This is a genomic window from Vescimonas fastidiosa (genome assembly GCF_018326305.1).
GTDB lineage: Bacteria > Bacillota > Clostridia > Oscillospirales > Oscillospiraceae > Vescimonas > Vescimonas fastidiosa.
In genome coordinates this window covers 1116967-1130364 of record NZ_AP023415.1, presented here as the reverse complement: position 1 = coordinate 1130364, position 13398 = coordinate 1116967, and the positions used below count along the sequence as shown (strand labels likewise).

The window sequence follows — 13398 nt, the reverse complement described above, 5'->3', positions numbered from 1 at the left end:
GTTATCCTCCATATTTTTCCAGCAGCTTCAATAAGTCTTTTTCCGTATACTCTGAACTTTCGGTACGCTTTTCTTCCGCAAAAAGTGCGGCGTATTGCTCGTCGGTCAGTAATTTCATTCTATATGTCAGCGTATTAGGAATGTTCTTATTCAGAAAACTTTTCCTCGTTAAAGAATCGAGATACAAGGCAAGTTGAACGAGGATCATCCTTTCGACATCAGGTTCCGTATTTGTAAAATACACATATTGATTGATGAGCTTCGAGGGTTCTTCCAAAAGCCCTCGTGCATAAATCTTATCATATTCGCTGTAATTTTCATTCGGCTCTAAGTAGTATACCTTTTGAAGATTGTATGCATATTTGGTGAAAATACCGTCATTGGGTGAAATATAGCCAATGGAATCAAATAAAGTGGTTTCCAGCCATGCTTCGGGGTGTTCGATCCCGTTATTTTCATAGCCATCGTAGGACATATTTTGCAACTCGTTCCTCAAAAATCCCAACGCATATATAATTGCATTTTGATATTTTTTCAAAGCAATATTGTTCCGAGAATCTGACAGCTCTATGGTAAAAAAGCGGATATATTCATCAAATAGGCAATCACTTCCGGAGTCAAATCTCTTCGAGTATTCATCTTTTAAATACTTCAGCCATTGAACGATGTTATTATCAAGCTCAGCAAGGCTCTTTACTTTCTCGCCACGTAGCCGCTCGTATTCCCTGTCGGTGTATGTATTCTTTGCTTCAATGATTTTCGGGATAAAGTCGATCCATTTTGCTAAGTACTGCTCAAACTGCGAAACATAGAGTCCGAGTTGGATTATTTTTTCGTGAGGGTCCGAGGGGTAAATGAACGCCATAAGATCGGCTTTTTTGTTATTGTACAAGGTAGTGGGCCCCTGCCACGAAACAAACGGGCAGCAGTGAAATTGACTGCTATTCAGAAACTCTTTTTGGCGATTTGTGCAGAGAGGATGCACAGAACACAGAGAGCGGACATACTCGAAATATTTTTGGTCGGTACTTTTGTCCCCGAGCTCATTTTTGAAAATTGATGTCGAGTTTTCTATTTCTTCAATTAACCGATTATCGACTCTGAATATTCTGCCTATTGTTTTTATGCAATCGATTACAATATAGGCATTATTGATAAAATCATAAAAATCAAATGCAGAGCGAGACTTTTTATCCTTCCCAAGTTCAACATCGTTAAGATAATCGAGTGTATCTTCCAACCGATCCATTGCAGCACAAGTACGGTCCCATGCGCAATATGAACCCTTTATTTGCTTTTCAGCATGCATATTATCGATAGACTGCTTTCGCCGGTCATTCACTGCATCCCGCAAGCTCCTGGCATATTCTGTATTAAATTGGAAACGGAATGTTTCCATCATCTTCCTTCCTCCAACGAGCCGCGAATTAGTATCGGGCAGATGTCTTTGATTTGTGCTTTCAATTGCTCATTGATTCTTTTGCGGGTGATATAAACCTCATAAAAAGTTACTACCGCTTCTTGTAACTTTTTATCTGGAATTGGGATTTGAATTTCATAAAATCTTTCAAGGTCAAGATTTGAACGAACGCTTGAATCGCTCATAAACCACCCGCGTCTATCACTCTCATTGCGAGAAAACCAAATCATAACATACTCTGGTATAACTGTTTCCTCCTTCACCTCAAAAACTGTATAGGCTGGTGAAATAATTATAGGCTGCTCAGTGTCGTGAAGAGCAATTCTGATGCACTCGTCTCTACCCGTCTGCATTCCCGAGAACGCAAGTTGGCCTTTTTGAACGACCTTATACTTTCTCAAGTCAACACCATTAATGTCCGCAACAGAGGGCATAAACTGCTTAGAGATATTTATCCCTTGAACATTCTTGATTACACCCTCACTATTTCTGTTATCTACTTCATCAAGGATATTGCCAATTCGCATGCGAGGCGCAGAATGCTTGATCTTGTCAATTTGGGCATCTAGCGCAACCTTCAAGTCCTCCAAGCCACGCTCGTATGCCTGCTGGTTGGCAACCATGGCATTGTAGATATCGACATATTTCTGCTGTGTCGGCAGGTCGGGCAATTGGATTTCAATATCCTCCATATCCTCAAACCAAAAATACTCACGCGCTGATCCCCAAGAATTCGCTCGTGCATACCTGTCAAACTCAGCCCTATTAAAATAAAGAAATAAGTATTCTGAAGTAATTATATCTTTTGCAGAATCGCATATCTTAAATACTACATACCAAGTTGAAACGATAAATATTTTATCTGTATCGTTATATGTAAGTGCTATTTTATTACCTCTACGAGATGTATCTGCAACATATGCAAATGATCCCGGAGGAAATAATTTGTAATTGCGAAGGTTTACACCATTAAGATCTGCTTTTGTTGGAAACATGCTTTTATCTGTACCAACTCCCATTACATCGCTTTCGCCATAGAGCCCGTCCGTATTTCGTAAATCCGAATGCTCTATCAAGCCTTTTAGGCAACGCTTATTCAATCCCATAGCCGATCCCCCTGAATGCGTCCTCCAGCATTTTCTGGGACTGCTTTTCCTGCGCCAGCACCGCGTGCATTTCCTGCTGGATGCGAGCCATTTCCGCAGGGAAGTCGATCTCCAGATCGTGGTCGATAAACTCGATATACTTGCTGGGAATAAGGCTCCAGCCCTGCTTTTCGATTTCATCCATCCCCACGCTGCGGTAAAGCTCCGGCACGGCGTAGTCCGCACCATTCGTTCCTTCATTCTGCCATGTGTGATAAATGTCGGCGGCCCGCCGAATCTGCACTTCATCCAAAAGCACTTTCTTTTTGTTTTCGCCTTTAACTGGATTCTCCGTCCATGTACGCAGGTCCATAAACAGAATTTCGTGCTGGCGATCGCGCAGAGTCCTGTTGTGATATTTCCCGCCCTTCTTGTTTTGGTTTAGGATCCAAAGTGTGACGCTAATATCCGTGGTAATGAAAAGCTCACGAGGAAGAATGATAATGGCCTCCACCTTGTCTTTCTGAATTAGTTTTTTACGAATTTCGAGGGTGTCGCTATCACCCAATGCGCCATTTGCCAGTAAGAATCCGGCCACGCCGTCAGCGGCTTTCAAATGGGAGAGTATGTGCAGGATCCAGGCGTAGTTAGCGTTGCTCTCCGGCGGTGTGGCGTAGTCCGCCCAGCGGGGATCGTTTTTGAGATTTTCGTCGTACCAGCCCTTCAAGTTAAAGGGCGGATTCGCCATGATGTAATTAAAATATAGGCCTTTATGCAAATCGTGCGTAAAAGAGGAATCGGCCTCGCCGCCAAGATGATGGCTAATGCCGCGCAGGGCAAGGTTCATCTTGGCAAGGCGATAGGTTGCAGGTTCCTTTTCCTGACCGTAAATATTGATTCGGCTAATATCACCAACCTTGGCTTTAACAAGATCGGCGCTCTGAATGAACATACCGCCAGAGCCGCAGCAAGGGTCATATAAGGTGCCATCAAACGGTTCAATCATAGCTGCGATCAGCTGAACAGCATCGTGAGGCGTGTAAAACTCGCCTTCTTCCTTTGTGGCATTGACAGCAAACTCCTTGAGAAAATATTCGTATACACGGCCAATGAGGTCTTTTTCCTTGCCGAATGCCTTGTGGCTGATCTTGTTGACCTCATCAACGACTTTCTTGATGTCATTCGGCGCAAGGTTGCGAGCAGTAAATGTTCCCTCCACAAAACAGCCGCGAAGCTGCTTGCTGCTGGCGGCAATGCTGTGTAGCGCCGTATCAAGCGCAACATTGAGCTGAGGCGCGGGCGTGTTGATAATAGTAGACCAACGCGCTTCCAGCGGCAAATTATATGTGCCATCTGTAAAAGTGGCATCATCAAAGAACGCCGCAAAGATTTCGGGATCATCCGGGTCAAGCCCCTGTGCAATCAAATCTTTACGGAGTTTAGCTGTTCCATCCTCAAACTTTTCACCTATAAAGCGAAGAAAGACGAGAGCCAGCATCATATCACGCTTTTCAAAGAAAGAACCGGCATTCCGAGCCGCCCGCAAAATATCGCGGCACTTAAAAAGGATGCTGTCCAGGTTGATCGTTTCTTCTGCTTTTTTCTTTGCCATAGTGTCCTCCAATCAAAGGTAACATGCCCATTTCGCCCCATTATGGTGATTGAAGCTGGGTTAATATCCACCTTTTTCCTCATATCCTTATCAGCGAGCAGTTTCCGGAGCTTTTTATAACTCACAGACATTCTCCTCTGTATCGATATAAAAAAGCTCTGCCAAATGGCAGAGCTTTTGGTCTATTGCAGCCATACTGCCAAGGCCCAATCCAATGGATAGTATCATTATTAAAGATAGCATATTCGGCAGAAAAAAGCAAGGAAATGATAGATTCGTCGAATTCCTGTCAAATTCCAACTCTATTCAGCTACATTGAGAAAATCAACACTGAAAAATACAGGCACCACCTCAAAGAAACAGAGGTAGTGCCTGATTTTAATGCCTATTAATTATGCGTTGAAAAGGTACTCTTCAAGAGCCTTTGCCAAGTGGAGCGGTAAAGGGAGAACCGTCGACTGATTATACTGAATTGAAATGTCGCGCAGTGCGTTTGCATAGAAAATCCAGCTTGCTGCGTCATCTCCCGGCTGAAGCTGCAGTGGATACAGCTCAATCATATCCTTTTCCGCAAATGGATGCAGGGGGTAATTGATCTTAGATTCTCTAAAGCTCCATGTGTAGCGATTATCATTCGGCTTCATATGAATGCCCCAATACACATCTTCGTATTTAAAAATACCCGATGTGGAAGAATGCTGTAAATTATCGTCAGTAGCTTTTACGCTCAACTCCGTGAAATAATCCGGAACTTCTTGGTTGCTCCTGATTCGGATTATCCGCACGCCCGAATCTGCTAATGAGAGTAAATATGGGCTTTGCGGCGTTCCAACATTGATCTGAGATGGACAATACTCACCTATCATGGCATATCCGCCAATCTCCTTGTCGGAGATACCGCCCCATACCGCTCGTGTATTTCCATCGGATTGGACAAAGACCAGCACACCGTTTTCCAGCGTATCGTACCGATTTTTCAGCTCGATGAGCTTTTGTTTTGCAGGAGTGCGGCTTGCATCAACACAGCGTTGTTCCAAATCACTTTTCCAGAAAAGCTGTGCCATTTCGATGCAAGCCTCTCGATAAGAAACGGTCCGATTTGAAAACGCATCACAATGCACTCGAGTCTTTCCTTCCGTTAAATCAACCGTAATGTAAAGCGGAAGAAAACGAGCTTTATTTGAGATTCCTTGAACTTGCGTACATAAATGCATGCCCATACAGGGTGTATGCGCCAAATCAGGTTGTTTATGTTTAGGATCCAGCAGGGTCACCACACCTAACTGCCGATAGAGGTCGTACACAGCATTTTCAATTTTATTCTGATTGGCATCTTCGCCGGGGGTAACAAACTGCACAACTCGGCCGGTTCGGGCGAATGCATTGCGAAGGACAGATTTTGGGTCGCCAACACCATAGTTCTCTTGCCCGGGCAAAATGAAAATACAAGCCGTTACCCCATCGGTATCGCCTAATAGAACGGCGATTTCACCGCATCGTGTAATCTGCGTTTGCAGATTATCGTCCGGCATGCTATCTGCAAGACTGCCGACTTCTTTACACACATACCGCACTTTCAGGCTGGATGTATCCTTTTCGTCGCCAAAATCCTGTTTAATTTTGGTCTCAATCTGTTTCAGCAGTCTTTGCTGTGAAGCATCCTTCCACAGGCCATACAGCTCGAATGTGATTTGGTCTGTCTCCGTGCATCGGCTGACCCAGTTCCGGAAATCTTCAGAATCCTCATAGTCCTGCGGGGAGTAATATTTTTTGAGTTTCTGCCCTCGCAGCATGACCCGTTCCGCTTCGGGCTGCTCACAAATCATATCTCCGAGCAGAGCAGACACTGCCCTGTACAGTGACGCCTTGTCAACAACGGACACACCTGTTCCGATTTTGGAAGTTGCAAAGCCGGCCATGCCGTTTTTGTAGGGAAGAAGAATTTTTTTCGCGTATGCTGCGGGATTTTTTACAACAGCTTCCACCGATGGTAATTGCTCATATCCCCAAATATTGTAGCACTCCTTGTCCTGTTCTTTCCATATGGGCTGTTTGGCCGTGTAACCATAGATGATGGGAACTTGGCAATATTTATCCTCGGAAATCTTAATATAGGAATTAATGGCATTCGTTAAAAACGGGGTTCGCTCTTTATTGTAGTTATCGGGGATCCAGCGGCGAATGCTCATCTGGCACAGCAGCAGCGCTTTTCTTTCCGGAGGAGTTGTCTGTACAGATAGATCAAATACAAAAGAGTATTGATGGTGACTTTTCATATCTGTGATCGGATCGCTGATCAGCTGATTCTTAGCGGCATAGCACAGGCGCAGCGTTTGCCCGCTCAGGGCAATCTTTTTCCCCAGTAGACGGTTGATTGCCAAAAGAGGAATTGCCTGATAAGCAGCTTCACTAACCGTCCCATTTTCGAGTGTAAGGCAGACTTCATCCGTGGATTGAACCGCCGCAAGTTCTTCCCAATTCATCGTATCGCAAAATTCTTTTGCGAGCTTTTTGACTATGGGGTCTGCCTTTGAGGGTGTGACATAAGTGGCCTTTACCCAAGTCTTAATAATGCTGCACAATGCATGAATATTCTTCTCGGAGTATTCATAGCAGGATGTAATCCAACGCTCATCATGGCTTCCCATTTTTAATGGAGCTAACGCGATGATACCTTCCATCCAGCTGTCAACCAACTTCTTTAGCGCATTCGTTGGAAGTCCATACTCATCCTTGAACTTTGGGTTCTTCTTCCGTGCGATGTTCAGCAGGGTTGTTTTCCAGGATGCGGGAAACCCCAAATAATACAGGGTGCAGGTTTGTTTGGGAGACAGTTTATATGCCAGCGGATAGATTTTATGATTCATACGGAATGTCCTTTCGATAAGCTTTATAAAATGGAGCATACAGCGTTTCGGCAATTTCTGCACTGTCTTTGCAGGTCATCAATGCATCTAAGTACCTGCCCAACTCGGAGAGACAGTCAAAGTCACCTTGCTTTTCTTCGCGGGCGCGAAATGCGCCGTCAATAAAATAAACATGCGGTTCCGGCTTTGTCACATCCGTCACACGCGCCAACCGGCCAAAAATCTGAAGGATCAAAACAAACAGTGTTGCAACCACATCCTTCCGCTCTTCGGCATCCAGTTCAGCCAAACCAAACGATTTGCTTTTGCTCATCTTGGCCCACTGCTGTGCTGCAAATTGTCGGATGCGCACATTGTATGCGAACAGAGATTCCTGTGGCCCTCGATGACAGTGGGATTCCACAAATCCATTGAGCTTGCTGCCCTTCTGCTGGATATCGTCAGGAACAGCCATCGGCCGCACCATGAAAAACACCGCGCAAAGGGCAGAGTGGCCGTACTCATCGACAATGTTGTGTCCGCGTTCGATCGCCATAGCGGGCGCAATCAGGATCTCCTCTTTCATCCCGGCAAACCGGCTGACCTCCCCCCGGCGCACCGTTCCCTGAACATTCTCGCTGCTGATGGCATCAGAGATCATCCGGCAAACCTGTGCAGGGCAATTGACCTTCCGCAGGGCCGTCTCCAGTGTTCGCTGTACTTCCTGTGCCTGAACATAGCTGTTGACGACCAACAGGATCTTCCCGGCCCTTCTCTCATATTCTCTGACGATCAGATCGACAGTCCGTTCGGTCGCAAACCGCAGCTGCACCACGCGCTGATCATCCGACGCACCGGAAATACGCTCCGGAAAACCGGATTCAAAGAATCGCGTTTTTTCTAAAAATGCGCGTTTCTCACCATCTGCCTCAAGGATATAGTTCACCGGCCGATTGATGTGGTACTCATAGGAGCCCTCCGCCCAGCTGGAACCGGACAGCATGATCACATGAGGACCCGCAGGATCGCCCTGTGCGTCAGTGCGCAGATACGGAAGATCCTTCATCAGGCTTCGGCCAAACGCGAACTGGCGGAACAGAATAATGTCTTCGTCGTCTGTCTTTTTCAGGCCGAACAGGTTGCCGCACAGCGCAGAGGGCAGGAAATACTGCTGCTGCCGAAAACGGGTCTGCAGGAATCCGAACAGTTCATTTTGTCCGTAAGAGGTTTCATGGCTGGCCTCATACGCATCGCTGAGGTCTCGGATAAAGTGATCAAAATAAATGAGCCGCAAAATAAGCTTGATGCGGGCATCTTGGATTTGTTTCACTTTATCCTTCTTTGGCCGCGAAAAATCATCGCCCAGCTCATTCAGCCAAATGCGGTACATTTGGTTAAAGAATGTCTCGTCGGTACTCTTGCAGGAGCTCTCAAGAACGGCCCATAGCGTACTTTGACGGATGCCGTCTTCATCCTGCATATCGATCAGGTCATAGATGGCTTGATAGACGGCATATGGAATTCTATATTCCGACTCATCCCGGTACATATCCTCTAAGAGGGTAAGTGCCGAGAAAGGATCGCCATGCGCAATTTTCTTCCATGTACCCAATTCATGGTGCAGAGATTTTACGAGACAGCTCAGGACTGTCACGCTCTGGCGCTGCATTTCATCGTATCTCTGCTCGGCCAGATTCTCCTCTCTGCGTTTGCTGCTCAGCCGCATATAGGCGCTGCAATCTTCGGCACATTCGCGGATATAGCTATTAAAGCTCGTTTCCGGCATAAAAAAGTGATCAAGCGTTTTTTGAACTCTGTCACTTTCGTCAAAGACGACCACATCAAAGCCGCGCATTACCAACTCCAGAAAGGTTTCCCGCTGCGCTCCTACCCGAGATGCCGCAAAGCCCGCAACTGTTGTGATAACAACGGAAGCGGTATAGCATTCACGGAGCATTCTGGTGCCCAGGCACTGATGAAAATACGGACACAGGTGATTCTTGTTCCCTTTTTTCAGGGCGTAGCACGGCTCTTTGCCGAAAGCGATCGCTTCACTATGCTGCGCATCCATCCCATCAACCAAACATAACGGCGTTAAGTATTGAGAAAATTCTGCCGGCAAACAGGTCTCACAGGGCTGCGCGACCTGATTGATATATTTCAGCCTTTCACCGCGGCCAATCAACGGGCTTGCCGCAACCCCAAAGGCTGATAAATATTTCTGCAGGTTCATGACTTCGGCTACCGTGTCAACAACGATCGTCATCCGGCACCCATTTTTATGACACCAAAATGCCAATACCTTGATCAGCGTGGATTTGCCCGCGCCAACCATGCCAACGATATTGACGACCTCAAGAATCGTGAGCTTCGTACATGTACTGACGGAAGCCCCATTGATCTGCTTGAGAATATTGGTCGATAAAATCTCGCAGCACGGGTCACCGGGATGCATCCCGGCCATTTCCTTTGCGGTGTTCAGCAGTTCGTCCAGAGTGACGGAAATTGGTTCTCTGCGTCCTTTTTCAGGAATTCCCGGTGGAACGGGTGCGGTACAGTCACTGTCAAATCTGACTGAAACAGTTTCGGTTTCCCCGGTTTCCAGATTCAGATACGGATAGCGATATGTTCCGGCTCCGGCATAAGAAGTCGGCTTGGCTTCTTCAAGTCTTTCCGTCCAAAATCGTTCCCACTCCCTTTGGCGCTGCTCATACGGATAGGGATATTCCCCCTCTGCTTTGGAAAACGAACGACTTTCCCCCGATTTCTCAAACGAAAAAGCGCGAACTGCATCATATTTCGGAGCCTGATATGCCCGCAAATCATCCTGCCAGTATTTTTGAGAACGATAGTACCCCAATGTGTGCCGGGCCTGCTGCAAGGTGTGTTCCATATCTGTGCACGCCGTTGTGCCAATAAGCTGATATTGGGTAAATAACAGATAGGCCTTTGCCGGATCGGTGGCCGGTGCGTTCAGGGCAAGCAAATGCAGAACCGCTTCGATCGCCGCGAATCTGGCAAGCGGCATGGGTTCGTCTATGCCTTGAAATTGTGCCGCAAGCGGAGTGTACCAGCCGTCTTTGGTCTTATTCATCGTTGCATGCCGCCTCCTTCTTCGCAATTGCGGTTTTCAGCGCCTTCAGGGTCACACACTCTACATTTTTTTGATCCTTCAGTACGCGGTTGATGATCGCGGTATAGTTTCGCTGATTGACTGTGTATTCGCTGGGGATCACAAAATAGCCGCGCGCATAGTCCCCGGAAGGGAACCCACCGTCATTCTGAATCTTCGTGCGGAGCGCGATGGGATTTCGATATGCCTTTGCGTCAATTTCCCAAATATCCCCGTCCGGGAACCGGATCTCCACATCATAGCGGTCCATCTGCGGCCACAATGCCCAGCGAAGCTTCTTTTTCTCACAAAACGCCGCAATTTCAAGTTCAAGCTTTCCCGGTGTGGCAAAATACCGCATAATGCCTTTCTTTAACCGATAGAGATCACCAGCCGAAATGTCCAGTTTCATCTCATCCGTGAATTCGGGGAGGGTATCTGTGCAATGGGTCGAGTGACAGCTGTAGCCATACTTTCCTTGCATCATCGTCCATCCGCATTGAGGACAGCGGTAGCTTTCCTCCGTAATTTCCTCGTAAGCAAACTGGAAGGCGTCTCTGGCCATCGGATCATCGGCCAGTTCAAGAGACATGGTGCGCCTATCCTCGAGTGTGATAATCGGATGCTCGATGATATATCTTCTGACCCTGCAGTAATCTTCTTGACTTAATGTAATTATTTTTTCATAGAGAATACGCTCGTCTGTTCCGTTCATGATGTCACTGTCCTGCGTTTCCAGGAACTCATAGCAATCCGAGCTGGGAACATATACGTTACCGGCTTTTTGATACGCAAAGGCGTCATAGGCATAAAAAGGCTCTTCCTGAAGATGCAATTGCTCGACAGCTCCCGATTCCCATGTATCGAACCACTCCTCAATAGGTCTGGTGATAAAATGCGCAAGGAAAGAGGCCTCGTCGGGATACTCGACAGCGGCTTGACTCCCCGCCCATTGACTTGCGGCTAAAAACATGTTGATTCCATGCTGCAAAGCTTTGCTGTAGGGATACCTTGTCGGTTCCATTTGCAGCAACTGTTCTTTCTCAATCAATCCTTTTGCAATCAGCGCGAATGTTTTTCGCATAAATGCCGTATCCATAGAAATCCCTCCTGCCTTAAAACAAAATAAAACGGCTCTCTTGATATGTACAAGAGAACCGTTGAAAATACAATGTGATTGGAATATACAAATTGCGAAACAAAGTCTATATATACCGAATCGATGCGCTTTTAACTTTTCTCGTGTACAGGTGTAATTATAAGGAATGCCTTACGGCTTGTCAAGAAGCATTTTCACTCTTTTCGTACATTTTCACTCTCTTCGTATATTGTGGCTGATGAGCATTTCAGACAGGGCAGGCGGCGAGGACATGTCAAAATTTGTTGCACAGGCTATTCGTGCTTACTGCGGAAATTGATTCTTCTTTGTCTATAGCGTTATTGTGCACGACCTTTTAGGCGACCAAAAGGGCCGCACCTGCTTGTATGAACAGGTGCGGCCCTCTAATTTGACGGAAATTTAATTCAGTCTGAAGTAACAGGTGTTCTTCCCACGACCTTCTTTTTTCAACTCGCCGGCTGCAATCAGCTTACGCAAGGCCCCCTCTATGGAACTGTCACTGAGCGTCGGGCAAAGCTCCCGGATGTCCTGCTTATTGAACCGCCCGATTCTATTCTTGCTTGCTCTGCGCACCATTTCCAATGCGGACAGCTTGGTTTCCACAAGCGCCACACGATCTTCAAAGTCTTTGTAGGCGGCAAGGATCGTTCCCAGCAGGTACTTGATGAAGGGCACTACATTCTCGTTGCCTTCGTGCCAGCCAGTTTGCGCCTGTGCAAGCGCGTCGTAATACAGGTCCTTGTTTTTGGCGATTTTGGCTTCAAGGGAGATATACTTGCCGACATAAAATCCGCTTCGGTACAGAAGCAGCGTTGTGAGCAATCGGCTCATTCGTCCGTTGCCGTCATTGAACGGGTGAATGCACAGGAAGTCATGGATGAAAACCGGGATTGCAATCAACGGCTCCAGTTCCATGTTGCCAATCACACGATTGTATTCCTCGCAGATTCTGTCCAGCGCTTCCGGCGTTTCATAAGGGGCAAGCGGGGTGAACAGCGTTTCCACATGACCGTCCGGATAAGTGGCAGTGATATAATTCTGCACGCTTTTTGTGCGGCCCGCAAGCGGGTTATTCATGTGGCTGTAGAGGATTTTGTGAAGCTGCAGGATATAGTTCTGCGTAATTGGTATCGCGTCAAAGCTCTCGTGAATGATACTCAGCACATCGCGGTATCCGGCAATTTCCTGCTCGTCACGGTTTCTCGGCGTGGTTTTCTCCTCGACGAGCTGCCGGATTCGGGTACTCGTGGTGACGATGCCCTCGATGGCATTCGATGCCTCGGTGCTCTGTATCTTGGCAATTTCCACGAGTTTTTCGAGCTCCTCCGGGCGCTGCTTCAAATACAGTTCCTGCTTGCCGGCTTCCTTGTATATGGCCGCAATCAGGCCAAGAATATCCGAGTCCCACTTCTGCTCCTTGATTGCGGAGTAATTGAAGGTTCTCATCCCCTCACCTCCATTCGTTTTCCCTTAAATGATAATACAGAATAAGGGAATAGTCAATAGGCTGTGCCGTAAATCCCTTACTATTATGCCTGTATTAAGGGATTTATACCCAGGGAGCAAGAAAAGTACCTCTGCCTATCTTCCCGCCAATTCTTTGTCTATAGCGGCTCAACCTTTGAGCTGCTGTCTGCGCAGAAAACACTTGCATAACACCCTCCCCAGAGTTACAATACAGACCACACAGCAACGAGAAACGCTTCCCATCCGGCACCGGTGAATGTTCACCGAAAACCGGGCGGGAAGCGTTTTTGACCACATAGATTACCACAGACGGCGCTGGAACACCCGGAAACAGCGGAGATAAGAGCGTCAAAGAGTAAGTGAAACAAATTAAAAAGCGCCGAAAACCGCTATAAACAAGCGAAAAAAGTGTTCAGCATCCCTTTGGGAGCAGGAGACCGTGCGTTCGAGCCGCACTACTCGGACCAAAGAATGATAATCCGAACTACATTATCCAAGTGGGTAATGTGTTCGAATTTATCATTTCTATTGAGAATATTTTTTAGAAATTGTAAAGCCACACGGTCTGCAAACACAGACCGTGTGGCTTTGGATGGTGGTATGGCAGCACCTTTTGGATGTGCCGCCCCGCATTAGGCTAAAGTTGCTTCATTTGAATCATAATACCCCTCTGAAGTATGGTCGTTAATTCCGAATTCCTGCATCGCTGCATAGATACTCAGATGTTCTTTTTTCA

At 46.8% G+C, this 13398-nt stretch carries 7 protein-coding genes; all 7 read right to left on the bottom strand.

Annotation, left to right across the window (positions count from 1 at the left end):
• Position 1 precedes the first annotated feature (1 nt).
• The 7 genes from KI236_RS05505 to KI236_RS05475 all read right to left on the bottom strand — a co-directional run bounded on the left by KI236_RS05505 (position 2) and on the right by KI236_RS05475 (position 12641).
• The gene (locus tag KI236_RS05505) at positions 2-1402 is read right to left on the bottom strand and encodes a hypothetical protein (protein ID WP_212819997.1); all 1401 of its coding nucleotides are present in this window, start codon (positions 1400-1402) and stop codon (positions 2-4) included.
• Positions 1399-2526, bottom strand: coding sequence for a restriction endonuclease subunit S (locus KI236_RS05500; protein ID WP_212819995.1), 1128 nt, complete (start codon positions 2524-2526; stop codon positions 1399-1401). The genes KI236_RS05505 and KI236_RS05500 overlap by 4 nt, the downstream gene beginning before the upstream one ends.
• A complete protein-coding gene (locus KI236_RS05495) occupies positions 2513-4117 on the bottom strand; it encodes an N-6 DNA methylase (RefSeq protein WP_212819993.1) in 1605 nt (534 codons plus the stop codon). Before KI236_RS05495 ends, KI236_RS05500 begins: the two co-directional genes overlap by 14 nt.
• A 392-nt stretch (positions 4118-4509) precedes the next feature.
• Positions 4510-6984, bottom strand: a complete 2475-nt coding sequence (locus tag KI236_RS05490) for a pPIWI_RE module domain-containing protein (protein ID WP_212819991.1) — start codon at positions 6982-6984, stop codon at positions 4510-4512.
• Positions 6974-10057 (bottom strand): pPIWI_RE_Z domain-containing protein, encoded by a 3084-nt coding sequence (locus KI236_RS05485; protein WP_212819989.1) that lies wholly within the window; start codon positions 10055-10057, stop codon positions 6974-6976. The genes KI236_RS05490 and KI236_RS05485 overlap by 11 nt, the downstream gene beginning before the upstream one ends.
• Positions 10050-11174, bottom strand: a complete 1125-nt coding sequence (locus tag KI236_RS05480) for a restriction endonuclease-related protein (RefSeq protein ID WP_212819987.1) — start codon at positions 11172-11174, stop codon at positions 10050-10052. Before KI236_RS05480 ends, KI236_RS05485 begins: the two co-directional genes overlap by 8 nt.
• 420 nt (positions 11175-11594) lie before the next feature.
• Positions 11595-12641 (bottom strand): Fic family protein, encoded by a 1047-nt coding sequence (locus tag KI236_RS05475; protein ID WP_212819985.1) that lies wholly within the window; start codon positions 12639-12641, stop codon positions 11595-11597.
• Positions 12642-13398: the final 757 nt, after the last annotated feature.